The organism is Saccharopolyspora soli (assembly GCF_022678645.1).
GTDB classification, from domain to species: Bacteria; Actinomycetota; Actinomycetes; order Mycobacteriales; family Pseudonocardiaceae; genus Saccharopolyspora; species Saccharopolyspora soli.
In genome coordinates, this window is sequence record NZ_JALBWV010000001.1 from 305448 (window position 1) to 331736 (window position 26289).

29 protein-coding genes are annotated in these 26289 nt (G+C 66.7%); 14 read left to right on the top strand and 15 right to left on the bottom strand.

All coding sequences use genetic code 11. The annotated features are described in order from the left end of the window. Window positions 1–218: 218 nt before the first annotated feature. The 3 genes from MOQ72_RS01365 to MOQ72_RS01375 are packed head-to-tail and all read right to left on the bottom strand — an operon-like array spanning window position 219 to window position 4291. Complete coding sequence (locus MOQ72_RS01365) at window positions 219–2258, bottom strand: hypothetical protein (RefSeq protein WP_242179912.1); 2040 nt, start codon at window positions 2256–2258, stop codon at window positions 219–221. Beyond that, the gene (locus tag MOQ72_RS01370) at window positions 2255–3631 is read right to left on the bottom strand and encodes a hypothetical protein (RefSeq protein ID WP_242179913.1); all 1377 of its coding nucleotides are present in this window, start codon (window positions 3629–3631) and stop codon (window positions 2255–2257) included. Before MOQ72_RS01370 ends, MOQ72_RS01365 begins: the two co-directional genes overlap by 4 nt. Window positions 3632–3640: 9 nt before the next feature. Next, entirely contained in the window at window positions 3641–4291 is a 651-nt protein-coding gene (locus MOQ72_RS01375; RefSeq protein WP_242179914.1) for a hypothetical protein, read from the bottom strand. Window positions 4292–4784: 493 nt separating this feature from the next. Here MOQ72_RS01375 and MOQ72_RS01380 point away from each other — a divergent pair, with 493 nt between their 5' ends. Continuing rightward, complete coding sequence (locus tag MOQ72_RS01380; protein ID WP_242179915.1) at window positions 4785–5753, top strand: DivIVA domain-containing protein; 969 nt, start codon at window positions 4785–4787, stop codon at window positions 5751–5753. A 69-nt stretch (window positions 5754–5822) separates the two neighbouring features. Here MOQ72_RS01380 and MOQ72_RS01385 read toward each other — a convergent pair whose 3' ends face one another. From MOQ72_RS01385 to MOQ72_RS01395, 3 genes are all read right to left on the bottom strand, one after another. Further along, the gene (locus MOQ72_RS01385; RefSeq protein WP_242179916.1) at window positions 5823–6164 is read right to left on the bottom strand and encodes a VOC family protein; all 342 of its coding nucleotides are present in this window, start codon (window positions 6162–6164) and stop codon (window positions 5823–5825) included. Between the two features lie 171 nt (window positions 6165–6335). Continuing rightward, window positions 6336–6926, bottom strand: coding sequence for a DinB family protein (locus MOQ72_RS01390; RefSeq protein WP_242179917.1), 591 nt, complete (start codon window positions 6924–6926; stop codon window positions 6336–6338). 48 nt (window positions 6927–6974) lie between these two features. Beyond that, window positions 6975–7769, bottom strand: coding sequence for an SDR family NAD(P)-dependent oxidoreductase (locus tag MOQ72_RS01395; RefSeq protein ID WP_242179918.1), 795 nt, complete (start codon window positions 7767–7769; stop codon window positions 6975–6977). A gap of 148 nt (window positions 7770–7917) precedes the next feature. On the opposite strand from MOQ72_RS01395, the gene MOQ72_RS01400 reads away from it, so the two are divergent. After that, on the top strand, window positions 7918–8310 hold the full coding sequence (locus MOQ72_RS01400) for a MerR family transcriptional regulator (protein ID WP_242179919.1): 393 nt from the start codon (window positions 7918–7920) through the stop codon (window positions 8308–8310). 10 nt (window positions 8311–8320) lie between these two features. Here the strand turns inward: MOQ72_RS01400 and MOQ72_RS01405 are convergent, their stop codons facing one another. Further along, complete coding sequence (locus tag MOQ72_RS01405) at window positions 8321–8770, bottom strand: DoxX family protein (RefSeq protein WP_242179920.1); 450 nt, start codon at window positions 8768–8770, stop codon at window positions 8321–8323. 133 nt (window positions 8771–8903) lie between these two features. Next, window positions 8904–10379, bottom strand: a complete 1476-nt coding sequence (locus tag MOQ72_RS01410) for an APC family permease (protein ID WP_242179921.1) — start codon at window positions 10377–10379, stop codon at window positions 8904–8906. A 642-nt stretch (window positions 10380–11021) separates the two neighbouring features. Between MOQ72_RS01410 and MOQ72_RS01415 the strand changes: the two genes are divergently transcribed. Then, on the top strand, window positions 11022–11309 hold the full coding sequence (locus MOQ72_RS01415; RefSeq protein WP_242179922.1) for a hypothetical protein: 288 nt from the start codon (window positions 11022–11024) through the stop codon (window positions 11307–11309). A 40-nt stretch (window positions 11310–11349) separates the two neighbouring features. Here MOQ72_RS01415 and MOQ72_RS01420 read toward each other — a convergent pair whose 3' ends face one another. Next, the gene (locus tag MOQ72_RS01420) at window positions 11350–12267 is read right to left on the bottom strand and encodes an NmrA family NAD(P)-binding protein (protein WP_242179923.1); all 918 of its coding nucleotides are present in this window, start codon (window positions 12265–12267) and stop codon (window positions 11350–11352) included. A 656-nt stretch (window positions 12268–12923) separates the two neighbouring features. Between MOQ72_RS01420 and MOQ72_RS01425 the strand changes: the two genes are divergently transcribed. Continuing rightward, entirely contained in the window at window positions 12924–13148 is a 225-nt protein-coding gene (locus tag MOQ72_RS01425) for a hypothetical protein (RefSeq protein ID WP_242179924.1), read from the top strand. Window positions 13149–13251: 103 nt separating this feature from the next. On the opposite strand, the gene MOQ72_RS45075 is transcribed toward MOQ72_RS01425, so the two are convergent. After that, window positions 13252–13857: a CGNR zinc finger domain-containing protein gene (locus tag MOQ72_RS45075; protein ID WP_242179925.1), complete on the bottom strand. Its 606-nt coding sequence runs from the start codon at window positions 13855–13857 to the stop codon at window positions 13252–13254. A 60-nt stretch (window positions 13858–13917) separates the two neighbouring features. Between MOQ72_RS45075 and MOQ72_RS01435 the strand changes: the two genes are divergently transcribed. From MOQ72_RS01435 to MOQ72_RS01460, 6 genes are all read left to right on the top strand, one after another. Continuing rightward, window positions 13918–15180: a CynX/NimT family MFS transporter gene (locus MOQ72_RS01435; protein WP_242179926.1), complete on the top strand. Its 1263-nt coding sequence runs from the start codon at window positions 13918–13920 to the stop codon at window positions 15178–15180. Window positions 15181–15586: 406 nt separating this feature from the next. After that, window positions 15587–16009 carry a cold-shock protein gene (locus tag MOQ72_RS01440; protein WP_242179927.1) on the top strand — a complete coding sequence of 141 codons (423 nt, stop codon included), beginning with the start codon at window positions 15587–15589 and terminating at the stop codon, window positions 16007–16009. Between the two features lie 377 nt (window positions 16010–16386). Continuing rightward, window positions 16387–16638 (top strand): Smr/MutS family protein, encoded by a 252-nt coding sequence (locus tag MOQ72_RS01445; protein WP_242179928.1) that lies wholly within the window; start codon window positions 16387–16389, stop codon window positions 16636–16638. Between the two features lie 411 nt (window positions 16639–17049). After that, the gene (locus MOQ72_RS01450; protein ID WP_242179929.1) at window positions 17050–18084 is read left to right on the top strand and encodes a hypothetical protein; all 1035 of its coding nucleotides are present in this window, start codon (window positions 17050–17052) and stop codon (window positions 18082–18084) included. 14 nt (window positions 18085–18098) lie between these two features. Continuing rightward, window positions 18099–18821, top strand: a complete 723-nt coding sequence (locus tag MOQ72_RS01455) for a class I SAM-dependent methyltransferase (protein ID WP_242179930.1) — start codon at window positions 18099–18101, stop codon at window positions 18819–18821. Window positions 18822–18937: 116 nt separating this feature from the next. Then, window positions 18938–19255: a hypothetical protein gene (locus tag MOQ72_RS01460; protein ID WP_242179931.1), complete on the top strand. Its 318-nt coding sequence runs from the start codon at window positions 18938–18940 to the stop codon at window positions 19253–19255. Between the two features lie 136 nt (window positions 19256–19391). Here the strand turns inward: MOQ72_RS01460 and MOQ72_RS01465 are convergent, their stop codons facing one another. Then, the gene (locus MOQ72_RS01465) at window positions 19392–19880 is read right to left on the bottom strand and encodes a hypothetical protein (RefSeq protein WP_242179932.1); all 489 of its coding nucleotides are present in this window, start codon (window positions 19878–19880) and stop codon (window positions 19392–19394) included. 581 nt (window positions 19881–20461) lie between these two features. Between MOQ72_RS01465 and MOQ72_RS01470 the strand changes: the two genes are divergently transcribed. Next, entirely contained in the window at window positions 20462–20863 is a 402-nt protein-coding gene (locus MOQ72_RS01470; protein ID WP_242179933.1) for an SSI family serine proteinase inhibitor, read from the top strand. A gap of 273 nt (window positions 20864–21136) precedes the next feature. Here the strand turns inward: MOQ72_RS01470 and MOQ72_RS01475 are convergent, their stop codons facing one another. Further along, window positions 21137–21568 carry a hypothetical protein gene (locus MOQ72_RS01475; protein WP_242179934.1) on the bottom strand — a complete coding sequence of 144 codons (432 nt, stop codon included), beginning with the start codon at window positions 21566–21568 and terminating at the stop codon, window positions 21137–21139. Window positions 21569–21632: 64 nt separating this feature from the next. Between MOQ72_RS01475 and MOQ72_RS01480 the strand changes: the two genes are divergently transcribed. The 3 genes from MOQ72_RS01480 to MOQ72_RS01490 all read left to right on the top strand — a co-directional run bounded on the left by MOQ72_RS01480 (window position 21633) and on the right by MOQ72_RS01490 (window position 22899). Continuing rightward, complete coding sequence (locus MOQ72_RS01480; protein ID WP_242179935.1) at window positions 21633–21812, top strand: hypothetical protein; 180 nt, start codon at window positions 21633–21635, stop codon at window positions 21810–21812. Between the two features lie 219 nt (window positions 21813–22031). After that, entirely contained in the window at window positions 22032–22310 is a 279-nt protein-coding gene (locus MOQ72_RS01485; RefSeq protein ID WP_242179936.1) for a hypothetical protein, read from the top strand. A gap of 274 nt (window positions 22311–22584) precedes the next feature. After that, a complete protein-coding gene (locus tag MOQ72_RS01490) occupies window positions 22585–22899 on the top strand; it encodes a hypothetical protein (protein ID WP_242179937.1) in 315 nt (104 codons plus the stop codon). A 324-nt stretch (window positions 22900–23223) separates the two neighbouring features. Here the strand turns inward: MOQ72_RS01490 and MOQ72_RS01495 are convergent, their stop codons facing one another. From MOQ72_RS01495 to MOQ72_RS01505, 3 genes are all read right to left on the bottom strand, one after another. Further along, a complete protein-coding gene (locus MOQ72_RS01495) occupies window positions 23224–23499 on the bottom strand; it encodes a hypothetical protein (protein ID WP_242179938.1) in 276 nt (91 codons plus the stop codon). Window positions 23500–23604: 105 nt separating this feature from the next. Next, a complete protein-coding gene (locus tag MOQ72_RS01500) occupies window positions 23605–23919 on the bottom strand; it encodes a hypothetical protein (protein ID WP_242179939.1) in 315 nt (104 codons plus the stop codon). Between the two features lie 237 nt (window positions 23920–24156). Then, window positions 24157–26271, bottom strand: a complete 2115-nt coding sequence (locus MOQ72_RS01505) for an MGH1-like glycoside hydrolase domain-containing protein (protein ID WP_242179940.1) — start codon at window positions 26269–26271, stop codon at window positions 24157–24159. Window positions 26272–26289 lie beyond the last annotated feature (18 nt).

Below are 26289 nucleotides of genomic sequence, written 5' to 3' on the forward strand. Positions count from 1 at the left end.
GCGCGGTGTCGGAGGCGCCGGGCCGGTCCTGATCTCAGCCCCACGAGCATGAAACCAAACAGCTGCTGGTCGCGGGCACCAACCCCGCCAAGAAGCCGAACCGTAACCGGGCCGGGCTGCCGATCGGGGCCGCGTTCGAGGACCAGCGGGACGCCTGGCACGACGCTAGCCGCGCGACGCGGGACCAGTCCCGAAGGTCGCGTACCGGGCCTGGGCCGTCACCGGGCGCGCTTGGACAGGTCGTGCGGGGTGGGGCGGTTTCCTCGGACGACGCCGACGATTACCGCGCGATCGTTGGTGGCGCCGGGCGGGCGGTGGCGGGTGAGCCACACCGATTCGTCGATGCGCGGTGTGCCCTGCGGATGCGGCGTCAGGTCCAGCACCAGGAGCTGGCCGAAGGGCACGTTGGTGTTGCTGTACTCGGCCGCCTGGTGCAGGTATTTCGCCGCCAGCCTGGTGCGCGACGCGTCGGTCAGCTCGCGCTTGATCTCGGTCGCGTACCGGATCGAGCCGAACGTCGTGATGACATCTGCTCGCCCCATCGCGATGTCGGTCGCCTCGACGGTGACCAGACCGCCGAGCTGTCCGGTTGCCAGCCACTGGTAGTAGTCCTGCTGCAGATCCTCTTCGAGCGGGCGGCGCTCGCCCTTTCCCAGCAGGCGGCGGTAGTCGTAGTCCTTCCGCCGGTGCAGTCCCCACGTCTTGGTGGTGAGGTCCGCGCGGCTGAAGAGGAACCGCAGCGTCTGTTCGAGCAGCAACCCGAAGGTGGCGCGGACCTGGCTGGTGAACTGCGGCGACTCGCCCAGCTGACCGAGGAGGCTCTCCAGGAGCGGATCCAGCACGGGGTGCGCCGTGCTGGAGCGGGCGAGATCGCCGCTGTGCACGACGCCGTCGAGGATGTTCAGGTCGTCATCGCTGATCCCAGCGGTCAGGTTCGCGGCTTGGCGTTCGCCGAGGGCGCGCACCAGCGCGGGGGCCAACCGGTGCAGTCGGCCGGTGTCCGGCTGGTGGGGATCGCCATCCTCGGGTGCCCGCTCGCGGCTGGTCTGGTGGTTCCCGGCTGCTGCCTCGATGCGGGTGAGGAGGAGTTCCGCCGTGCTCGCATCGAGTGGCGGGGTGTCCATTTTGGACGACTCGGTGACCGATCGGCGCAGCGCGGCGAGCAGGCTTTGCTGGCGGAGAATGGCGTTCTCGATGGTGGGTTCGACCACGACGGCGAGTCCTGGCGTGGCTCGCACGCCCGGTAGCGGCTGCGAGGTTCGTGCCTGCGTGTAAACCTCCAGAACGGCACCGAGCGCTTCCCACACGTCCATCCAGATCGTCTCCGAGATGCGGATGGACGCGGCCTGGAGCAGCAGCACGAGCCGTCGCCAGGCGAATTCCGCCGCCCGCCGGGGCCGCAGCCACGACGGCTGGTGCAAGCCGCTCAACCACGCCGACCGCTGGTCCAGCGCCGTGGTGAGCCGGTCGGCGGCATCCCCGAGACGCGCCTGGTCCTGCGCGGCGAACGCGAGAATCGCGTCGCAGGCAGCGGCATGCGCCTTCGCGTCATGACGGGCTTCCTCAGCGGCGTCCACGGTGGCGAAGCGGGATCGAGCGGACGTGAGCGAGTCCATGACCGCGGGCATGGTCGTCGCGGTGAGCGCTGATCTCAGGTGGTCGCACGCCAACTCGAAGGCCGCGTCAACGGTTGCGGCAGCGGCGTGCCGGAGCCGGTCCAGGGTGCTCCGGAGCGGGGCGATGATGGTGGGCTCGCTCGCCCAGCGGTCCATCGCGGCACCGACGAGTCGGGGCAGGCTCTCGACGAACTCCTCCGTGGTGTGCTGCGGAAGCGTGGTGAGCTGGCCCAGAACCGTGAACGGCGGGACAGCGTCGGCGACGGCGAGGCGCACGGCGCCTTCGAGCCGACCGGCCGCCACCGACGGGTTGGACTCGATCATGGTCACGAGATCCCGCAGCAAGACGTCGTGCAGACGCGCGGCGTGCGCCTCGACCGCCACGGGACTGGAGAGCAGCTTGTCCACGCTGCTGGCCAGCGCCAGCAGGCTTTGCTGAGCGGTGAGGCCGTCGATGAAGTTGGCGAGCGCGGCCCGCCACCCGGTGACATCGCGGCTTGCCGCTTCGATCAACGCCTGTGCCAGCACCGGTGCCAGCGGACCAGCAGCGACTTCGGAGACGTCCGCGAGCACCGACTCGGCGTCCAGTCCCGCCAGCTCGGTCGGACCGCCCGCGGCCAACTGCTCGGCGAGGTCGGTCATGAACAGCACCATCCCGGCGGAAAACCGCGGACCACGACGAACGTCGAAGCCGACGTCGCCGCGTGCACCGGCTCAGCGGGGTCGGCCATGCGCAGTTGCTCCTGCGCTTCGGCCAGTTCGGCGCCCAGCCGGGCGAGGGCCGATTCGGCGGCTTCCAGGTCCGCCAGCGCCAATTCCTCGGCCGCCCGGCTCGCCTCCAACCGCGCTTGCGCGACGGCCTCGACATCTCGGCCATCCGTCGTTTCAACGACGATCTCGCTCGTGCACACCGCGCACCGGTTGCCCTCGCGTTCCGCCCGCAGCCGCTCATCGGTGATCGGAGTGTCGCAGCGCGGGCAGGCACTGGGCTGCAGGCCGTGGAAGAGCAGCCGGGCAACGCCCTTCTCCTTGGTGTCGTTGAGGACTTTCTCGTCCGTCTGGCGTTGCTGGCGTGCCATGCGGTAGGCCCGGTTGCGGCGACTCCACTCCTCTTCCGCTTCGGCCACTTGCCTCGCCAGCAGCGCGGCGGTCTCCGCCAGGTCGGTCAGTGATCGACCAGAGGCTGCCCGGCGGAGTTGATCGAGTTTCGCCTGTGTCGCTGCCAGCGCCTGCTGGACCCGTGCACGATCTTCTTTTGCTCGTGTCATGTGCTCGTGCCGCTGTCCGATCTCGGCACGCAGCAGATCACGCGCGGCCTTGACCCGCGCGAGCACTGTTGTCGTGGGATGTTCGAGGAAAACGTGCAGCAGCCGTCCGGCCAGGCCTGGCGTCGGTCGGTCGCCGATGTGGGGCTCGTCCGGCCCGGACGAGTAGTGCGCGGGCGTCTGCTGATCCTCGTCCGGCGGATCGAGGCGGTCGAGCATGAAGTCCGCGACCTGCGCGGCGAAGTCGTCCTCGTCGCAGGCCCGGAGCAGCACCGAAACCCCGTGGTCGTCGAGCCGCGCGAAATCGTCGGCCGCCAACACCGTGCCGCTGACCAGACCGCCCTGGTGCAGCGAAAGCCGGAATCCGACCGCCTGTCCGCCGATGGTGACGTCGAGTTCGACCTCCGACAACCAGCGCCGAACCTCCGCCCGCAGGCCGCTCGGCGATCCGCGGAGGCACCACGTGATGATCTCCAGCAGGCTGGTCTTGTCCCGAAGGCTGGACGCGACCAGGACCGTGAAATCGGCGTCGATGCGGAAAGTTCGGTCGAAGGCATCTTCGGCATCCGCTCCGCCGCGCAGCCGGAGCCGGTGCACCCGCACCCGGCGCCACGTCGGATGATGGGCCAGCGCAATGCCATGCGAGGCGAAGACCGCCGCGACCGCGTCTTCGGAAATCTCGGCCGCTGCGGCGATTTCGGCCACCAGCGAGGTTGGGTGCTCGGCGTCCGGAAAGTCCACGCCGCTCATGCCGACCTCCTATGCGACATGGACCGCGGCTCGGAGCTGGGCAAGCCGCCCGCGAGCCCGGTCGGTGATGCTCGCGATCCGCGTCCCACGCGCCGCGGTCGCGTATTCGATCTGCAGGTACTGGCGGTTCTTCAGCTGGTTCCCGCCTCGCCCATCGGCCAGGTCGAGCACCAGCTGCACGCGCTCGACGTAGTAGCGGAACGCCGGAGCCTGGGCTATGACGGTTCGAGCGACCTCGCGACCGCGCGCGAGCAGGTAGTAGTCGTGCCGCATCGTGTGGCCCAGGCGGCCTCGGCGACGCCGCACGATCAGTCCGGCACTGCGCAGCACCGCGAGCGCGTCGTCGAGCGGTTCGTAGGCGCCGAAGTGGTGGCGCAGCATCGGATATCGGCGTACTTCGGGTTCCTCGGAATCCAGGATCTGCCCGGCCAACTCCAGCAGTCTCGGCTCACAAGTGCGCTCGTAATCGTTGAGTAGCTCGTCGGCCAGGAAATCCGGGCTGCGCAGCCAGAAATCCAACTTCTGCAACCGCAGTTGCCCGGTAACCACGCCGACGGCATCGACCAAGGCCGAGTCCTCGGCGATCGGGGCAGGAAGCGGGTCAGCCGCACCATCGATCAGCAGCAGGATCCGCACCGCGTCCTGCTCCCTGCTCGTCACCGGCGAGTCAAACTCAGCGTCTGCAATGTCACCGCTAACGTTATGCACGATTGTTCAGCGTGCGGCCCGGGGGAATAATCAAAATGTCATGCAGGATAAATGAACATGTCATTTTCCGAACCATTCGGTGCAAGACATTGAGCCGCACCGAAACTCATTACCCGATCGGCCCAGTCGGAAGTCACAGTAGCAGCCGGTTGGCCGAAAGCGCGACTACGGAATGTTGTGAGACGCACCGCATGCTATCGGTGTCCGACAGTACTGCGCAACTGTTGGAGGAGAACGGGTAATTCAATCGTCCAGTAATCTGGCGCGCCGGGTGAAAACCCGTACTCGTGCCGAGTTCGGTGGTGCACCGGCCGGTTCGGGCGTTCGAGCGGACAGGGCTTGATCTGGCGTCGGAGCTTGGGCAAGCTGATCCGTGCAGAACGGGCGAGTCGGGGTCCGGCGTGCGCCGGGTATGCGTCCGAGAGCAGGCGAACTGGCTGGAGGCATGCGGATGCTCACCCCCGACGAAGTGCACGACGTCGTGTTCGCCAGGACCCGGCGACGCGGACGCGGCTACGACGAAGCCGAGGTGGACGATTTCCTCGATCGCGTCGCGGCGGCGTTGTCCGGGCGCGGTGTGGTAACCGCACGAGAGGTGCTCGCGGTCGAGTTCAGCCCGCGCAGACCGGGCCGACACGCCTACAAGAAGACGCAGGTCGACGCGTTTCTCGACAAGGTCGCGCTGACCCTGATGAAGCGCGAGGTCCGGGAGTCCGGCGGAGATCGGGGGCGGAGACCGGTCCGCACCCGACCGGCGCGGGTCGCGTACCGGCCCCCGGAGGCGGTCGAGCCGGTCGCTGAACTGGTCCCATCCGGGCACGTCGATGTTTTCCAGGGCGCCGCGCCGCAGCAGCCCGCTTTGGACAAGGCCGAGGTCGACGCGTTCATGGACCGCGTCGAGGCGACGCTGCGCGGAGAGGACACGCTGACCGCTCAAGAGGTGTTGAGCGTCCGGTTCAACCCGCCCGGACCGGGAAAACCGGGCTACCAGGAGGCCAGCGTCGTCGCGTTCCTCGTCATGGTCGCCACCAGCATCAAGCACCTGGCCTCCCGGAAGCAGCTCGTCCCCGCGCAGCGCATGCCGATCGCCCGCGCCTTCCGGCGCGAATCGCGCACCGGGACCCCGCAACTCACCGCGGACGCGATCGGCAACCTCGTGCTGAGCACCGCAACGCCGGGTGAGCCCGGCTACGACGAGGACGAGGTAGACGACTTCCTGGACCGCGTCGAGGCGACGCTGCGCGGCAAGGACACTTTGACCTCGCAGGACGTGCAGACCGTCGCCTTCCGCGAGTTGGCCGACTCCGACGGCGGTTACGACCGGGAGGAAGTCGATTCGCTGCTGGACCTGATCGAGGAACGCCTGGACACCGACGCGTTGCGCGTCCGACGACCGGTGCGCGAACACCGCTGACCGATTTCCGGCCGGTGCGCTAGCCGTTGACTCGGCCTACGGCCACGCCCACGAGCTCGGCAGTTGGCGTCAGCCCGGTCCGCCGCCGAAGCTGATCTCATTGCCCTCCGCGTCCCGGTAGGTCACCTTGGTCACGCCACTGTCGTAAGTCTCGCGCTTCGCGGGCTCGATGCCCCGCCGGGCGATCTCGGCGATCCGGTTGTCGAGGTCGTCGACGAACGACAGCACCAGGGCGTTCCCCGCCCGTTCCGGGTCCTGCACGATGTAGACGTATCGGTGCTCGGCCACCTCCCACACCGCCTCGATGTCGTTCGGCAAGAACGACGGATGCCGACCGAAGAACTGCTCGTACCACGGCAACGCCGTGGCGTAGTCGGTGACGGGGATGCCGACGAAGAGGTCCAGTGCCATGTCGTCCTCCGCATGCAGTCGATATGTCGCCGGTACTGACCTCGGCAGCGTCGGAGACTCATCGTTGTCCGCCTCGCGATGACCCGACTTCATGCAATTGGTTTCCAGCGACGACCGCGATCTTCTTGTTGGACAGTTCGCTGCGGTTTCGTTGCTGGTTGGGCGGATTGGTCAGCGCTGGGCGGCTACTCGCGCTGCGCGCGAGAGCTTTTCGCGGTAGTTCTCCCACCACTGCTGGTCGCCGGGTGCCATGTTGTCGTTGCCCTGCTGCAGCCCGGCAGTCCCGTCGATGAGTTCCCGGACGATGTCGGCGTGCCCGGCGTGGCGGTGGGTTTCGGCGATCACGTGCACCAGGATCTGTTGCAGGGTGACCTCGTTGCGGTCGTCCGGCCACCACGGCACCCGACCGGCCGCATCCAGCGCGAGCGCGTCGATCGTCGCGTCGGAGTGCGCCCACGCCCGGTGGTACAGCCCGACGATGTCGTCGCGCGACTCGTCAGCGGTCGCCCACATGTCCGCGTTCGGTTCGGCGTCGTCAGCCAACCACGGAAATGGCTGCTCGAACGGCCGTCCGAAGGTTTCGCCGAAGTACCCCACCTCGACCCCGCTCACGTGTTTGACGAGTCCCAGCAGGTTGGTGCCGGTCGGCGTCAGCGGGCGGCGGAGGTCGTATTCCGAGAGCCCGTCGAGCTTCCACAGCAGCGCTTCCCGGCCGTACTGGAGGTACTTGTGCAGAACCGCTTTCGGGTCTGGTCCGGTCATGCCGACAGCCTCTCATCCAAACACCGCCAAGCCGAACGAGTTCGGTGCTCAGGGCAGGATGGAGTCGACGTAGCCGCCGTCGACTCGGACCGCCGCGCCGGTGGTGGCCGAAGCCTGTTCGGAGCTGAGGTAGACGACCAGGTTGGCGATCTCCTCCGGCTCGATCAGGCGCTGGAGCAGCGATTGCGGCCGGTACTCGCGCATGAAGGCGCGCTGCGCCTCGTCCCACGGCAGATTCTTGTCGACCAGCTCGTAGACGAAGCCCTCCACGCCGCCGGTGTGGGTGGGACCGGCGATCACGGAGTTGATGGTGACGCCGGTTCCGGCCGCTTCCTTGGCGAATCCGCGGGAAACGGCCAGCAGTGCCGTCTTGGACATGCCGTAGTGGATCATCTCCGCCGGGATCACGACCGCCGAGTCGCTGGCGATGTACTGGATGCGGCCCCAGCCCCGCTCGACCATGCCGGGCAGGTAGGCGCGGGTGAGGCGGATCGCCGCGAGGACGTTCACCTCGAAGTACCGCCGCCATTCGTCGTCGGTGATGTCGAGCGGGGACTGGGCGCCGAAGATGCCGAGGTTGTTGATGAGCACATCGACATCCGGCACGGCTTCGACGACCTGGGCGGCGCCCTGTTCGGTCGCGACGTCGGCGGCGGCCGGGATCAACTGGGCCTCGGGCACTTCGTCGAGAATCCCCCGCATCGCCGCCTCCACGGTTTCGGCTTTGCGGCCGTTGATCGCCACTCGCGCGCCGGAGCGGGCCAGTGAGGCGGCGATGGCTGCTCCGATGCCTTGCGTGGACCCGGTGACCAGTGCCGTCTTACCGGTGAGAGCCAACTGCATGTATCGAACCTTTCCCAGTGGTGGTTGGCCAGAATACGGTCTGATCAATGGTGCCGCCGACCCGCGGACTCCGGACCAGCGGCCCGCAGGGTGGCATGCCGTCGCGTATCCTCAACCATCACATGGACGTGAAGGTTGAGGTCGAGCCATGCGAATCGGAGAGCTGTCGGAGCGCACCGGCACGTCCCGCCGACTGCTGCGCTACTACGAGGAGCAGGGATTGATCCTGCCCAGCCGCTCCGCGAACGGATACCGCGAGTACGACGAGTACAACGTGGATCGGGTGGTGCAGATCCGGGGCCTGCTGGACGCCGGGCTGCCCACCCGGATCATCAAGCAGATCCTGCCCTGCCTCGACAAGCCCCGGATCATCTACTTCTCCGACGCGACGCCGGAGATGATCGCCACGCTGGAACACGAGCGCGATCGGATGACCGAACGCATCCGGTTCCTCACCCGCAACAGGAATGCCATCGCCGACTACCTCGACGCAGTGCGCGACAACCGCTCGGAAACCGCCGTCGAAGTGGCCACCGCATGACCCGCGCAGCTCACCGCTCGCGCGTGTGCGCCTCGACTCGTTCGGGAGGCTGCCGGAGCTGGTGGCGCAACGCATCGAGCGCGAACGGACCGGCACCCAACACCGCGATCAGCAGGAAGATCCAGGAGTAGAGCGCGGCCGGAACCCCGCCGTTCTGGATCGGGAATAGGCCGCGGGGTTGGTGCACGCTGAAGTACGCGTACGCCATCGCACCCGAGCACAGCAGCGCGGCTGGTCTGGTGAACAGGCCGAGCAGGACCAGCCCGCCAGCGACGAACTGGATCAGCCCGGCCCACCAGGACGGCCACTGGCCGATCGGCGCGGCCGCGCCCTGCTGGCCGAACGCGCCACCGAGCACGCCGAACAGGGTCGCCGCGCCGTGCAGCACGAACATGAACGACACGACGATCCGCACCACCGACAGCGCGATTCCGCCGAGCTGATCAGCAGAACTCCGCATCATGCCCGTCGCCCCCCATCGACGCCTGCGGGCATCCGGTCTGGTGTCCGCATCGCGAAACTCTCAACTTGATCCGGATCGGGCTAGGGCAAAACGTCCTGTTCGACTGGTTCGAGTCAGGTGGGGCGCGGCATCACGGCTGGGGGACCGGTACGGCATCACCGGCCGGGGCGTTGCTGCGGCCGTAGTGGTGCGTGGTGAACATGTAGACCACGCCGATCGCGATGACGATGCCGCCGGAGAGCAGCACGATGTAGTTGTCGTACCAGGCGGCTTCCGGCGTGCGCGGCCACGAGATGTTGACCATCGCGCCAACACCGTAGGCCAGCGCGAGGACGTTGACCGGCAGTGCCCACCGGCCGAGGTTGAACTCGCCGGTCGGCCGCCAACCCTTCAGTCGGGCGCGCAGCGCGGCGAACACCACCATCTGGAACGCCAGGTAGATCCCGAGGATCGCGAACGAGACGATCTTGGTCAGCGCGTCGGTGGACACCAGCGAACCCACCGCGATCAGCGCGGGCACCACCCCGGCCAGCAGCAGCGCGTACGGCGGTACGTGCCGGGCGTGGGAGAACCGGCGCAGCACCTTGAAGCCGATGATCATCTCGTCGCGGGCGTACGAGTAGGTCAGCCGACCGGCCGCCGCCTGCAGGCTGATCGTGCAGGACAGGAACGAGATCAGCACCACGGCCATCACGACTCGCGCGCCGGGCGCGCCGAACGCGCTGTTGAGCACGTTGATCAGCGGATCGGGGTCCTCGCCGGAGATGACCTTGCCGAAGTCGGGCACCGCGAGCAGCAGCGTCAGGCACGCGAAGGTCGCCGCGGCGCCGCCGATGTAGATGGTGCGCCGCATCGCCTTCGGCACGTTGCGGCCCGGCTGCGGCACCTCCTCGGCGGTGTCGCCGCACGCTTCGAAGCCGTAGTACTGGTAGAAGCCGATGATCCCGGCCGCCAGGAAAACCGGCAGGTAGGACCCGGTCCCGGCGGTGCCGAAGTCGTCGAAGAGCACCCCGAGGCCGTGGTACCGGTGCGTGGTCAGCAACCAGATTCCCACGAACAGCGCGCCGAGCAGTTCGGCGGTGAAGCCGATGATCGCCGCCATCGACAGCACCTTCGTGCCGCCGTAGTTGATCAGCGTGGCCACGATGATCAGCGCGATGGTGCACAGCACGTTGTTGATCACGGTGGGCGGGAAGCCGAACAGCAGCGCGATGTAGGGCCCGGCGCCGTAGGCGACGCTGGTGATCGTCACCAGCAACGCCATCAGGTAGACCCAGCCGGACATCCACGCCCAGCGCTTGCCCCACAGCCGCCGCGCCCACGGGTAGATCCCGCCAGCCAGCGGGTATTGCGCGACGATCTCGCCGAAGACCAGGGCGACCAGGAACTGCCCGGCCCCGGCGAGCAGGAAGCTCCAGATCATCGGCGGTCCGCCGGTGGCCAGCGCGACTCCGAACAGCGTGTAGGTGCTCACCACGGGCGACAGGTAGGTGAATCCGAGCGAGAAGTTCGCCCACAGGCTCATCTCCCGGCGGAACTCGGAGGTGTAGCCGAGCTCGCTCAGCCGAACGTCGTCACTGCTGGTTGCGTGGTCCGAAGTGGACATGTCGGCCCCCCGGTTTCGGTCAGGTTCGGGTCCGGCGGGCCGTGCTGGGCGGGTCGTGAGTGCGAAAGTGGCCTGGAGCCCGGTTCCGCACTCACGACCACGAACGGCTCGGAGCCGGATCACCCCCCGAAACGGATGCCGAAATCGTCCCTCAGCACGACGGGAGCGGCGACCTGACCAGCCCCGCACCGGTCACGTCAGTGTCAGGTGGGACCAGTGGGGTGCACTCGGCGGTGTTCTGGGGTGCACCCCGATTTCGTTCATGCCATTCTCGGCGGAGCATGATCGTTTCGGGCGGGGAGAGGTTGCGGTGCCAGCAGTTCGACGCGGTGGTTCGGTAGTTGTGCTGGTGGCGGCGTTGGGCGCTGGGCTGCTCGCGCCCGTGGTTTCCGCGCAGCCGAATTCCGCTCAGGATCTAGGAGTTCTTTTCGTCGGAGCACATCCGGACGACGAAGCCTGGCGACCAGCGGCGCTGGTCGGCACTGCTACGCCAGGGATGCCGACAACCGCCAAGGGCCGGGCGAGGCAACCGCACCAGGGGTCGCACTCGCGGCCGAGCCGCGCGCGGGCGGATATGCGGACCACCGTGCTTCCCCTCGACGCGTTGTCCTCTGTGGACCCCTGCATTCCGTCGAGCAGGCCGTGCGATTGCGGACCTCATTGGGCGGTGCCGCGCCATCCGGGGACGCGGCAACGCGACTCACCGGCGTCGAGGCCCGGCCCGGCGCGGTGCACGCGCGCTTGGCCGTGAACGGTCCGGGCGAGGTCCACTTGTTCGTGCTGGACGCCGATGGCGTCGTCTTGGCCGACCAACGGATCGACGTGAACAGCCAGGCCGATCGCGAGGTGCCGATCCCCGTGGGCAGCGGCGTGACATCGACGGCCACGTGCCTCGACCGGCTGCGCGGCCCCGATTTCCCGCACAGCTGATTTCGCTGCTAGCCAAAATGATTCTGCGCAGCTGCGGCGCTCAGGGCGTGAACAGGGCGGCTCGTTCGGCGACGAACTCCTCGATGGTTTGCGCGGGCTGCCCGGTGACCAGTTCGACGTCGCGGGTGAACCGGTCGTAGCGGTTCTCGCGCTGCAGGCGTGTCATGGTGGCGATGTGCTCCTCGACGTGCGGCGAGAATCCCGCGGCTGCGAGTACATCGTCGGACCACTCGTCGAACGGAACATCCACATAGGACACCGGCTTGCCCAGTGCGCGCGAGTACTCCGCGGCGATACCGGTCATGTCCTGGGTGCGGGGACCGGTCAGCTCGTAGACCTTCCCGCGATGCGGCTGCGGATCCCGCAGCACGGTCGCCACGACGCGGGCCACGTCGCGGGCCGCGACCGGTGAGGTGCGCCCGGTGCCGAACGGGAGCCGGATGGTTCCGCTGTCGGTGATGGATCGCGCGGCGAGCGTGGTGAACAGCGGGTTGTCCAGGAAGACGGTTGGCCGGACGTGGACCACCGGGAGCCCGGACCAGTCCAGCACCTGCTCGGACAACCAGTGCAGGCGCTGCTGGTGGGATTCCCCGACGCTGGTCGCGGTCATCTGCGACACCGTCATCTGCGACATGCTGACCAGCGCGTCGAGCGCGCCGACCGCACGGGCCACCGTCGCGACGACCGTGGCCGCCTCCAGGTAGTCCGGTGACACGGCCATGCTGAAGAACATCCGTCCGGCACCGTCGAGCGCTTCGGCCACGTCGGTGGGGTGCGTGAGGTCACCCACGACGACTTGGGCTCCCATGTCGCGCAGCGTCGCCGCGCGGTCGTCATCGCGACGCACCATCGCCCGCACCGGGAGATCGTGTTCCCGCAGCAGCTTGATGGCGGTGCGACTCACCCCGCCGATGGCTCCGGCGGCACCGGTGATGAGGATGGGACTGTTGTCGGCCATCAGGTTGCTCCTTGCCCCCGAGTAGTGCGCTTTCCACCTAAGTTGCGTTATTGAACTCAGTCTACGTTACTCGCGGATCCGGAGTGCAGCCTGGGCGCTAGCGCCGTTGCCAAGCCTCGGCGGAGATCCGAACGCCCTTGGCGTTCCGCGGCATGCGCGATGATTTGTTGGCCGAGGAGGCGGTCGCGGCCCGCGCTGGGGCTTGCCGGTCAATGACCACGAACCGGGTTCTCGACATCTGCTGATCGATCCTTTCGATTGCCTTTCCCGCTATGCGAGCTCGCCACGACCGCAGGTGCGGCCGGTGCACGATGACGAAGCGCCGTCGGCCGACTCGTGCCACGAGTCTAAGAAATGGTTTTCCGGCCGCCAATGGTGCCCGTTCGGCATTGTCGAACGCGCTGAGTTGCACCTATGTCGTACTAATCGGCGCAGCGTCGCGGTCCTCCGCCGCAAGTCGCTCGATCGAGTGACTGCGTTTTCCGTGACGTGCGAGATCTTGGTGGACCCTGTTGACTGCTGGGCGCGTTGGTATCGTGCGGCGCAGCACCGGTCGGCACGGGCTGGCGAGAGGGTCGAATCCCGGAGTGGCTGCGGCTGACCAGCGCTTGCGGTGGTGAACGGGCCGTGGTGGCTGTCGAGTGTGGAGGGCGGCAGTGGCGGCGAACGAACCGCATGGCGTCGGTGGGATGGTGCCGATCTACGACGCGATGCTCGAAGAACTGATCGATCCGGCGAGCATTGACTGGCAGGTGTCCGCGCCGCCGTGTTTCGTGGCTGAGCTCACCGAGCGCGAGCCGGAAAGCGACGCCGAGCAAGACGAAGTGGATCGCATTGCTGAGCCGTCCGTCGAAGCGGCCAATGCGGCAAGCGATTCATGATTGATTCCCAAGCCGGTCATGGCGCGACGACGATTTCGCGATCGCGCCGAATAGTGATCATTTCCCCGGCCATTTCGACGGGCGTTGCCGTTTCGTTCGTCGATCAACCTCGCTGGCGTTGTTGGCGGCGGCGTTCGGTGAAGTGCCGTTTCTTCGACGCCGCGCCGCAGGCGGCCATCGAGCACCAAGCGCCCGAGCGATTCTTCGACGAGTCGTAGAAGACCCAGCGGCAGGCCGGATCGCGGCACGCCTTCAGCCGGGACAGCAGACCAGCGGACCGCGCGGTGACGACGTCCGCCAGGAGACCGGCCAGCGCGTGTTCGAAACCGGGCGGGCCTGCGGGGCCGAGTACGGGCTCGGCTCCCGCGCCGACGCTTACTCGTAGCGGAAACATGGCGGCCGCTTCGTCGAGCGCTCGTAGCGCCTCGGCATCGGTCGCCTCGCTCGCGTCGTTGTTCCGGGCGAGCATGGCGCGCAGCCCCTCGCGGACCGCGATGGCTCGGTCCAGATCGTGCTGACCCAGCTGTGCGCGCCGCGGCAGCAGACCACGCGCGCTCAGCCAGTCGCGCAGCGCGGTGGGCGAGGCCAGCTCATCCCGGAAATCGCCGGTCTCGCGGAGGTTGATCCGGGTGTTGATGAACTCCTGCACCCGGTCGAGCGGGGCAGGCGCGGCGGGCCGGTCCTCGGGGCGTTCATAACCGAGTTCCACGACCGAAGGTTACCACCGAAACCCATTGACTGGACACATGTGACCAGCTACAAAGGATGGGTGGTCACTACGACGAACTTGCGGCTGGTCAGCAGCGGCACTCGTCTCACCCGCGGCCTCGTGGGCATCGGGATCGTGCTGACCGCGCTGAACCTTCGATCCGCGGTCACCAGCCTGGGGGTCGTGCTCGACCAAGTGCGCGAATCCCTGGCGATGAACGCGACGCTAGCCGGGCTGGTCACCGCGCTACCGGTGATCTGCTTCGCCGCGTTCGGCGCGCTCGCCCCGGCGGTTTCCCGCCGCATCGGGGAAGTGCGGCTGGTGCTCGTCGGAGTCATCGCCATCGTCGTCGGCTTGGCTGGGCGGGCCGTCGCCGTCAATTCGGCGAGCTTCGTGCTGGGCAGCGCCCTCGCGCTGGCGGGCATCGCCGTCGCCAACATCATGATCCCGGTGTTGATCAAGCGGTTCTTCCCGCGCCGGGTCGGCCTGATGACCGGGGTCTACTCCATGAGCGCAGCGGCCAGCGTCGCGCTGCCCGCTGGAGCGAGCGTCGCGATCGGGGAGGCGACCGGGCACGGCTGGCGGGGCGGTCTCGGGTCGTGGGCGGTTTTCGCGGCGTTCGCGGTGATTCCGTGGGTGATCATGCTCGGGCGCGGGCGGCGAGCACCTGTCGAAGAGTCGGGGCCGCGCCAGATGCACTCGACGATGGCGTTGCTCCGCAGCCCAACGGCGTTGAGCCTGGCCGCGTTCTTCGGGCTTCAAGCGCTCAGCGCCTACGCCATGATGGGCTGGCTTCCGGCGATGCTCATCGGCGCTGGGATCGACGCTGCCACCGCGGCCCTGATGCTGTCCGCGTCGGCGCTGCTCGCCATCCCCCTGAGCCTGGTGTTGCCGCGGTTCGCCGCGCGCAGCGCGAACCAGCGGCCTTACGTAGTCGGCATCGTCACGGGTGGACTCGCTGGATATGCCGGTCTGCTCTTCGCCCCGGCGGCCGCACCCTGGCTTTGGGTGGTGCTGCTGGCCAGCCTGCACGGTGCCTTCCCGTTGGCGGTAACACTCATCTCGCTTCGAGCGCGCGAAGCGTCGACCGCCACGCAGTTGTCCGGCTTCGTGCAGAGCGGCGGGTACGTGCTGGCCGCGCTCGGTCCGCTGGCGATCGGTGCTCTCAACGACCTGACGGGCGGCTGGACGGCGCCACTGCTGTTGCTGATCTGCTGCCTGGTGCTCGAACTGTTCGCTGGGCTCATCGCTGCGCGGCCGGGATTCGCCGAAACCGAGATCGAGAAGCGTTCTGCGCGCCCGACAAATGTCCGTTGTGGATGATCGGACTCTCCTCCTGCGCGGCTTCTTCGCGGCTATGCGGTGAGCCATTGCCGAGACTGATCTATTGTGGATAGATGGAAGATCCGGTCGGATGATGGACCGTGACGCACGTGCGACTTGGTTCTGATGTGATTCGACGTACGCGCGGGGCGGATGACACCGCTGTGCGCTCCGTTGCTCGCGGCGGCGCTGGGGCCGCAAGCGAGTGCACACGATGCGGACGCAGGTGGAAGTCGGCCAGTCGCAGCAGGTCGGATTTCGTTCGCGTTTACCGGGTTTCGCATAGCGGCGCAAATCCCGATCGGCCGCCGCTTCGCGTTTTTGCGCCGGTTGGGAGCTGCTATGCTGCGGGTGCAGTTGTTGGTGCTGAGGGAATTTGCGCTAGCGGGTTTGAGGGGCTGAAGCGGTGGATACGGGTACGATTGTTCGATTTGACAGCAGCAAGGGTTATGGCTTCATCACGCCCGACGATGGCGGCGAGGACGTCTTCCTGCACGCGTCGATTCTGGATGACGCGGTTAAGCAGACCGTTCGCGGCGGCATGCGGGTGGAGTACGAGGCGATGCCCGGCAACCAGGGTTCGAAGGCCATGGTCGTGCACCTGCTCGAACCCACTTCTGGGGTGACAGTCAGGACGGCGCAAGCGTCGGGCGCGGAGGGCAGACGAGACGACGACGAGTTGTGCGACGTTCTCCCCGCGTCCGAATTCGCGCAGAAGATCACCGATGTGCTGATCGAGGCAGTGCCCAGCATGACAGGCGGTCAGATCGTGCAGGTGCGCAAGCAGCTCGTGGGGTTCGCGCAGCGCCACGGCTGGGTGGACGCCTGACGGCGGCCGGATCGGCAGCGGCGCCCGAGGTGGTCGGTCCGCTGCTCGCTGACGTCACACCCGGTCGGGATGCTCGGCAACCCGGCCGGGTGTCGTCTTGTCCCTGCCCCGAAGCAGCGCGCACCAGGGCCTTCGTGCTCGCGCGACGCGCTTTGCTCGGGTGCGAATGGCAAATTCCCACCGGCTTCCAGTGCCCGAAATTCCGCACGTGTTGACGTGCTCAAGAACAGCTGTCGTCAAAATCGGGTCGCGGTATTGTGCCGATTCGATCGCGGCCAACCGGTAGCGATGACAGGTGTTCCCCAAGGTGCATTCCGGTCGGATGGGTTGTGGGCTAGCATCGTCGCTGTGATCGATCCGCGAGCCGGGGAGCCGCATTGCCCGAGAAGTTGACGGTGGATCTGCATCCGATCTTCCGGAGTGATCGGGATATCGACAAAGCCGTGCGCACGGCGATCTTCCGCGCGGTCCGGGAGAAGATCATGCTCGTCGAGATCATCCCCGGCAAAGGCGCTGGCAAGCTGAAGCACCGCGTGTTGGCCATGCTGAAACAGCCGCATCTCAGGAAGCTCTACCGTTCGGTGGAAGCTGACGACAGCAACGAAGGACGCGTGCTGGTCCACTTCTGAGTGCTCCCGTCTGCCCATCTTCTCCGGCCGGATGTCTTGGTACGAACGGAAACAGCTCGCAAAGTCCACAGTGGATGTTGTGCTGGGCGGACGCGAGCCGACCGTGACTGACCGCGCTGACGGTCGCCGTGCCCAGAGCCGGTGATGTTGCGGGCGGTGGCTTGTTGCCGAGGATCTTCGACGGCTTGCCGCTGGTTCGCCGAGGCCAGTAATTGTGCCGCCGCGGGCTGCGGGCAGTGGTCAATTGCCACATCCGAGCGAGGCGGGGACGAAGATCGTCATTCGGTGGCCCGGTTGCTCCAAAGTGGTGTAAACATGGGTGCGTTGTGGACGACTGGAGACCGTCGATGTGCGGTCGATTTCGAGTCTGTGGGTCTTGGCCACCGGGCTCGATCTGGCTAGGAGCACGACATGACCACACCTGATCAGCTGGCGAAGGCCGCCATGCACGACCTGCTGCTGAGGCTGGCCGGTATCGCGCCGGACGAGGTGGTGGCCGAGGCACGCGGCTGGCTCGCCGAAGACCGGCTGGACGACGTCGCCAGTTCGGTGACGTTCACCGCCATCCGGTACAGCCTGCCGCTGACCGAAGAAGATCTGGGCCTGCTGATGACGGTCCTCGAAGCGGACCGCGCGAAGCTCACCGCGTTGCGGGGCATCGAGCCAGTGCGCGACGACCCGCCGATGGTGTGGCGGTTCAGCACCCAGAGCCCTGGCGACATCAACGACGATTCCGCGGTGGCGGCGTTGATCGACGTGCTCCGCGCGGAGCCGGACGCGCACGGCTTGTGGCGGACTTGGCGCACGCCCGCCGACGACGCGCCGTATCCGCCACCGCGCGCGGTCTACGTGGTCGAAGCCGACGACGGAGACCTGCCAGCGCTGACCGCCCGGCTCCAGCAGGCGCTTACCTCGCTAGGCGAGGTCGCACCGCAGATCGAAGTCACCCCGGTCCGTGGCGACGCGCCCGGATACCAGCGCTTGGCCCGCGCGTACGGTGCGCTCCTCTGGGCGGCCACCGAAGCGCCGGAGATCAAGGTGGCGCGGGTGTTCGACTCGGTGGATCCCACGACCGGGCCGAGCTTCGACCCGGACCACCCGCGGATTCTCGATGCGGCTGAGCGCGATCAGGTGCTCGACTACCTGCGAGCTGGCACCGCGCTGATGGTCACGACGGCCACTTTGGACGACGTCGTCGACACCACTCGCGGACTGGTGGTGCCGATGAGCCTCCGCACCGACGGCACCTGGATCTGGCCGGACACCGTCACGTACTACCTGGAGCACCACCACCTGCAACCGGAGCAGGAGTTGCTGGCGCACATCAGGAATTCGGGTCTGCTCCCACCGGAGTTGGACGCGGTAGCGCTGCACCGCGCGATGGAAGCGCTGCGCGAACCGCCGGAACCGGAACCGGAACCGATCTGGACCACGAGCAACCTCTGACCTGGTTCCTGCGTATGTCACGTCAGCAAGTCAGCCTCGGCCTGATCAAGGAGACGGCACTGTTCGCCCTGCACGCGTGGGCACTGGACAGCGCCTCGGCCAGTCCGATCCTCGGTGACGAGCTCTCCGCCGACATCGCCGACCAGATCGACTACGACTTCGCCAAGCTCAAGCTGAAGCCCAGCGTGATCACCAGCACCGCGCTGCGCGCCAAGAAGCTGGACGCCGCGGTGCGGGCGTTCGTCGGCGCCCACCCCGACGGCGTGGCGCTGGATCTGTGCTGCGGTCTGGACACCCGGCTCGTCCGGTGCGACCCGCCCGCCGGTGTCGACTGGTACGGCGTCGACTTCGCCGAGGTCGTGGACCTGCGCTCGCGGTTCCTCCCGGACCGCTCGCACACCATCAGCGCCGACCTGACCAAACCCGACTGGCTGGACGCGTTGCCCGCCGACGAAGAACAACTGCTTACTCGCGCCCGAAGTAGCGCAGTTCCCGCAACCGCTGCGCGGGCTGACCCGCCTCACCGGGCTCAGCACCGCGCTGTCCCGGCAAGGGGCCCGCACGCTCCGGTACCGGTTCTAGCAGCTCGGTTGCGAATGATCAGTTCAAACGCCCCCACACCCGCTGCGAACGTATGTCTGCGGTCCGGACACTGTGGACGTTCGGCCGACCGCAATCACTACAATGGTGTGATCACCAGCGATTCAACTTGCCGCGGGACGTCGCCGCACCGGTAGGTTCCTGGTGCCTCTTCGTTCTGAAGGGGCCAGGAAGTCAGAAACCTGAATCCGTTGTCTATTTCGGGGCTCGGCGTCCTGTTGTCCGAACAAGACCTCTGTGAAGGGAACGGTCCATGGGTATCGCGAAGCGCGTTCTCGCGGCAGTGGCGGTCGGATTGCCGCTCCTGCTGGGCGCAGCAGGTACGGCGCTGGCCGTCGACGACGAGGAGCGCCCGGCGAAGGCGCCGAAGCCCGCCGCTATCCACGAGGCGGCCGAGGACCAGGCTCGCAAGCAGGTTGCGCAGAACGGCACGGTGCAGAACAACATCAACATTTCGCCGATCATCCAGATCCACAACGGTGATGACAGCGACCAGTCGGCGATGACCTGGACCCATCAGGACAACACCGACGAGACCGAACAATCCGAGACCGCCTTGCAGCACGACTAGGTCGAGCCCCTGGTGCACGGTGCTGGCTGCAGTGCCGGTTGACGAATTGCGATTGGCACCACTTGGCCCGGCTATCTCGTCGCCGGGCCAAGTGGTGCCTTGCTACTCGCTGTTCAGGAGTACTGCCGGGAAGGCGTCAGCTCTCGCTCCCGCTCCCGCTTTCGCTCCCGCTCCCGCTCCCGCTCCCGCTCCCGCTCCCGCTCTCGTCCTCGTAGGTGCCCTCGTCTCCGGACGCGGTTCCGTCGTCGTAGGTGCCCCCGTCCTCGGACGCGGTCCCGTCCTCTTGGTGGTCCTTGTGCTTCTTCTTGCCCTTGTTCTCCTCCTGCACGGCGACCTCGGTTTGGTCGGTGTCACTGTCATTGGACTGGTTGGTCCAGTTCAGTGCCGACTGGTCACCTTTGCTGCCAACGCTCCACTGGTAGATCGTCGACTCGTTGTCGTTGCTCTGCTCGGTGTTGCTGTCCTGGTCCTGGTCGATCTTCTGGCCATCCTTGTGGCACTTCTTCGAGTGGCACGGCTTTCCATCGCTGCCGTGATCGTCGTTGGCGAGCGCCATTCCGGGGACGCCGAGCAGGAGAGGGAGCCCCAGAGCGGCTGCAGCGATGACGCGCTTGAGAGAAGGCATAACAGAAATTCCCTTTCTTAATGATTTTCGCGAATGACACCGCAGTGGATTCGACTGCCGCGGAGGGACGCGTCGGCAGTGGAATACTTTTCGGGATTTGTTACGGCCCCGTCGCTGCGGGACCGCATCAAACATATCGACGGCGGATGATCGTGCAAGCCGAGGTTGTCGCTGCTCACCTCATGTGATGATCCCAGAAAAGATGATCTAGGTTCGGCAACCCTGATGTTGCCACCGCCCAGGTTGGCCACGCTGCACTGCGCTTTCGGACATCGCTGGGTAGTGATCGAAACGTTCATACGATCGGCGATCACGAACCGTTCGGTGCGATATCGGAATCACTTTCCGTCCATTCAAATCGGCACGAATTCGACTTGCGGCAACGCTCCCGAAGTCCGGTGTGGACGGTTCGGTCGATTAATGGACATATTGAGGTTGGGTTGGTGTCGGCTGTCCTTCGTAGACGACACACCGTCGAGGGACTTCGATCGTTGATTGTTTCGGGCTCGCCCGGAGGGATCGCCGGAGTTGGGGTAAGGAGGACAAGGGTTTTCTCTCCTAGGCAGGACGGAGGATTACAGATGGCCGGTATTCGGTTGCTCGGCGTTGTCGTGGTGGGTCTTTCCTGCGGTGCGGCACAGCTGGTTCCGGTAGGCGCTTCGGCCGCATCCGGTGGAGGCGAGCAGGAAAGCACCCTCACGTTGACGGTGACGGAATCTCAGGATTCCCGAAGTGTGACGCTGAAATGCCACCCCGCTGGCGGAAGCCATCCACATGCGACTTCCGCATGCGACGAGTTGCGGGCAGCCGATGGGAATGCGGAGCTGCTTGATCGAGACAAGTCCAGCAGTTGCACCAAGGACAACCCCCGAGTCCGCGCAACCGCCGAAGGGACCTGGCGTGGTCGGCAGGTGGGCTACCAGGTGTCGGTGGCCAATCCGTGCGAACTCAAGGCCCGGACCGGCTCGGTCTTCGATTTCTGAGCTCCTCGGAGCGCAAGCGGCCGATGCTGGTTCGAGCAGGTTCGTGCACTCTACGAGGCGGAACCAAGGCGGGTTCGATGTTGAGGGGCTTGGTTCTGGCTCTTCTACCCGCTTGCACCCAGTGGCGGTGGCTTTACGAGACTACTGATGAGACCACTGCTTTCTCTCGCCGGAGCAAGCATGACGATGCGTCGGGGAGCGGGCACCACCGCTTCCCGACGCATTCGTCGTTCGGGGCATTTGTCGTTCGGGTTCGCTGAACTGATCAGTGCGTTAGCAGCGCCCCGCGACCATCGTGTCGAGGACGACAGTCGAGCCGCTGGTCACGACGATCCGCGAGTCCTTGTCGCTGGCGATAGTGACGCTGTTGACGGACTTTCCGCCGCCACTGACTGATCCGCTGGATCGCTGCTCACCGTCCACAGTGACAGTGAAGTCCGCTTTCTGGCCGTCCCGGGTAGCACTTCGGAAGGTGAGCTGCACCGTGGCAATCGCAGCTCGGTCGCCCAGCTTGCCCGGGAAGAGATCTGCTCCTGCCACGGTGCGGTGCAGATCGCCAGGGCGGAAGCACTTGGCCTCGCTCACTTCGACGTGCAGCGGCGGTCCGGCCGCAGCATTCCCCAAGGCGGTCGCGGCCACGGAGGCCCCTGCGGTCAAGGTTCCCAGCGCAGCCAAAGCGACCACGGTGTCGCGTTGAATTGCCATGTCGTGCCTCCTGAGACGGCATCCGGTGCGGCAGTAGCTAAGAACGCTATGGGCGGGCCGGGCGATGTGCGCGCTGATCGGCCACCTGTTGACCAAAACGAGCGATGCGAACCTGATTCCTTTCAGCGGCGCAAACCCCGGTCGTGCAATGGGATTCGGGTTGATCTGTGTTGACCGCGAGCTTGATCGCGGCGGTTCCTTCTTGATCTACCTTGTGGTGATCTTGTTTTCTCCGACCAGTTGAGTTGTCGGCTCCCTCGCGTGCTCGGCATTGGCCGGAACACCCTGTGGTCGTGCCTCCTCCGAGTGGCTGGCGATTCTCTTTGGTGTGCCCGACATGGCAGACCGAGCAGAGTGATGCGACCGTCTCCTTGCCGGTCGGCGCACCCCTGCTCCGGAAATTCCGAGAATCCAACATGCCGACCGGGCACAGTCCAACATGGATGGGAGTTGTAGAATGCGTATGTCCATTCGCCTGCTCGGTGTTACCGCGGCCGCGGCCACCCTGCTGGCCATGGGATCGCCAGCCTTCGCCGATGGCAAGAAGGACAAGGACGATGAGGAAGTCACGTCTGTGGCCTCGGGCGGCGACGGCGAGGGTGGTGACGGCGGTTTCGGCGTGAACCTCATCTGCGGCATCGGCATTGGCCTGCTGGGTGAGGGCGAGGGCTCTTGCGGCGGCGCTGGCAACGGTGGCGACGGCGACGGTGGCGACGCCGAGTCGTCCGTGGGCGACGATTGACGTCACTGCCGTGACAGCGGTCTGAACATCATGTGGTGGCGTGCCGATCGAGGTGTCCCCGGTCGGCACGCTGTCTTTTCAGCGGAAAACGGAACTGCGCATACCCTCGAACGCACTACTGGGTGACTGGCCGTCCAGTCGGCGTGTCGATAGGTGCGACCCGCTGGCTCCGGTGAAAGGGTCCACGCGTTGATTTCGATCAGCCCTGCCGCTTTTCTCGGCGAGGTGCGGATCGAATCCGAACAACTGGAACCTATCGAGATCGGAGTCTGCTGTGCGCAGTTCTGTTCGTGCTGTGTTCATCGGTATCGCTGCGGCCGGGTTGCTCACCGCTGGGGCCGCACCGGCTCTTGCCGCCGAAAGCGAGTCAGATGACGACTCCACTGTGACGGCCGCGAGTGAAGGCGGCAACGGCGGCAACGGGGGCAAAGGCGGATTCGCCCTGATTGTCTGTCCTTCGATCGCGTTGCTGGCACCGGCCAGCGCCGACTGCAGCGGCGGCAACGGTGGCAGCGCCGACGGCGGCGACGCCGACGCTACCGCCGAAGATGACAGCAAGGACAAGAAGTACGAGGACGACGAGGACTGACAGAGGCGTATTCTGGGTGTCCCGGTCGTTCCGCCGCGAAACCGGTGTCGGCCTCGGATACGGAGTCGACACCCCGCGTGCTGGATCGGTGCTGGCGGCGGGCAGCCCGCGGCAGACGAGGTCCCGTGGTCTGTCCGCCGCTCGGGCGCAGCGCCGCTGGTTCTCGGTCACCTCGCGGAAACCTGGATCGGGACAACGGTCCATAATGGATCGTTTCTTCCTGCTCACAGGGACCGCGTACGTCCTGGGAGCTGCGCGGCGAAAGTGCCGACCTCCGAGCGGAGGCCGACACTTTCGGCGTTTGGTCCGCGGTGGCGGTGGACGTCAGAAGTCGACCTCGCCGTCCTCGGAACCGTCGGCGCTCTCGCCGTTCGGTGCGACCGAGCACTCGACCGTGATCTGGCCGGTGAGTGAAGTCGGTCGACAGCCCGTCAGCACCTGGCCGAAGTAGTCGGGGAGTTGGAATTCGTCGGCGGTGCTCCCGGGAGTGTCCGCAGTGCGGGTATCGGCCATCGCAACAGCCTGGGGTAGCACACTCGTCGCCAGTACGCCGACCACGAGCGCGGCGGCGGAACCCAGAAGACGAACAGAATTGGTCACTCGTACTCCGTTCCACGTCGTCGATTCGCCGCAGCGGTGCTGATCGCCTTTGATCGACTTTCCCGATCTGGAAGAAGGTCTCGCACCAGAGCTGGCTCGGCGACGTCAGTTGTCGTTGGCTTGCTCGCTGTCTCGGCTGTCGTCCTCGGCTTCGGCGTTGGCGTCGCCGCCGTCTGCGTCGCCGCCGTTGCCGCTATCGCAACTGGCCTCGCCCTTGGCGAGAATTCCGATTGCCGGGCAGATGCTCAGACCATGGCCACCCTCGCCGCCGTGGCCGCCGTCGCCGCCTTCGCTCGCGGCGGTCACAGTCGAGTCGTTGTCCGATCCGGTTTCGGTTGCGGCGATGCCGGGGGAGGCGCCCATCACGAGTATCCCGGTCGCGGCGACACCGGCGAACAAGGCACGAACAGAACTGCGCACGTCGACACTCCGATCTGACTAGTTTTCACTTGCGCCAACCGGAATCGACCCGGGAACCGATCCCGAACCGTGCGATTGACGCGGCAAACCTTGCACCGGGGTCGCGAATCGGTGAACCCAACACGCCGGGCACACCGAGCGACCACCCATTCGGTGATCGAGTCCAGCGGGTGCGGTTCGCAGGAGCGAGCGTCCGATATGGACCACGAAGTCGGCATGCTCGGCATGTCGGTCGTCCTATCTGGACGGACACCAACATTGCACTTCGGCGATGGCGAAATTCGTTTGCGGCTGCGGGCACATGACCAGGCGTAGCTCGCGGAGCGCGATGGCGGGGAAAGTCGCGCGGTTGAGGTCGTTGGCCACGGCGTGGGCGGGCTCGATCAGCTGGTCCGGCACCCGCCGCCACTGGCCGGTGCTGTCGCAGCGCTCGACCCACCAGCTCGCCGGTGGCTGGAGCGTGGTTCCGTTGCCGTGGAAGAACACCCGGACCTCATCGAGCGTCCTGGTCGCGCCGAAGTCCAGCGCCAGCCAGTCTTCCGGATTCGGCGAACCAAGCGTGCTCCACCGCGTGCTGGGCAGGTCGAGGAAGTGCTTCTGCCCGTCGACGGCCTTGGCCGGGTCGAATCCCTCGGCCGAAAACGACGCGGTCGCCTTCGGAAATCCGGCAGCAGGGTCGAGATTGGTGGCCAGATCGACTTTGGCGCGCAGTTCGGGCATCCGTGCTGCGGGCATCCCGATGGTCACCGGTGCGAGCGTTTCCTGCCGATGTTCGAGGGAGCCGTTGATGAACACCGACAATCCCGCGCCCTGGCCGTAACGCGAGCCGCCGCGGTCCCACAGCACCGTGACGTTGTGCCCGTGGTACGGCACGTTCTCGACGGCGAAGTGGTCCCATTCCGGCGGTGCCAGCGGGTGCAGGACGAGGGTGTCGTCGGATTGCGGTCGGAGCCCGAGCAGGCCGGAAAGCACCAGATCGGCGAACGTGGAGTGGTTGTAGTCCTCGCTGTGCGCCCTGGCGTCGTAGATCCACACAGGTGCGTCCGGGTCGTGCGCCTCGGCCACGTAGGGCTGACCGTCGCGGTGCTGGGTGCGGGCGTAAGTCCGCAGCAACCGGATGTAGTCCGCCGCGTCGACGTGCGGTTGCGGTGGGTAGTCGATGAGCAGGTCGGCGAGTGCGGTGAGTGTTTGGCTGGTGGCGTACGGCCAGCTAGGGCCGTCCCACCGGCAGCAGCCCTGGTTCGCCTCGTGCATGAACCACAGGCTGCGACGTTCCACCGACGTCGGCCCGAAATCGGCGGCGAATCCCTGCGGGTCGTCCAGCTGGCGCCAGGCTGCCGCGTGTTCGGGCCCGGCGAGTCCGAACATCCACGGCACGAAGCCGATCTGCTCGCGATCGACGAGCAGCGCCCGTCCTGGGTTGTCGTCCCGCATCATGTGCTTGAAGAACTGGGCCTCGGCGTCCCAGAGTTGCGCGTGCGCGGCCCGGAGTCGATCGGCGTGCTCGTCGAACCGGGCGGCCAGCGCGTTGTCACCAGCGAACCGGGCGAGCTCAGCGATCCGCCGGGCATCGGCGTACTGGTAGCTGTTCACCGTCGGCCGGAAGCCCTCGCCGCCGCGGAAGGGATCCTTGCTCTGGTAGGAACTGGCGCTGTACTCCATCCCGTCCCAAACCGGGCTCTGCCAGTACAACCCGAGCCCGGCGTCGTACTGCGGCGCCCAACGCTCCCACTGCCGCACGAGTTCGGGCAGCAGATCGCGCGCGGCGGCCCAGTCGCCGGTGACCGAAGCTCGTTTCCAGACGGCGTCGGCCGCCCAGAACGAGTACTGGTGCGCCCAGTCCGAGGCGTACCGGTTGAGCTCCAGCGACGGCTCCTTGTAGCTCGCACCCGAGCCTCGCAGCCAATACCGGAGGTAGTCGTCGAGGTAGCGGCGGTCGCGCAGCCAGCGGCCCTCGGTGAGGTGGTGCCCGGCGGCGGCCGCGATGGCGCCGCCCGGCGCGGAGTAGCCGACCGGCGCGAGGAACTCGGTGACGATCCAGCCCTCCGCGGGCCCGGTGTACTTCAGCGCCTCGTAGAACACCCGCCAGCGGTAGTAGTAGACCTGCTGGATCTCCGGCTCGGGTACGTCGACCAGCGGGATGTTCGCGGCGAACCAGCCTGGTTCTGGCAGACCGTCCAGCAGCGCGGCGTGATCGAGGAATTGGGTGCCGGGACCGACTTCCGGGTACGGCGACGAGGGCGCATGCGATTCCCCGTCGCCCGACGAAGCCGGAGCGACTTCGCCCGCGAACGCGGTAGTCCCGGCGACGGCGGACCGCAGCAGCGCTCGTCGGGAAAAAACGAAGTCCACAGGCGATCTCCCCCTAGC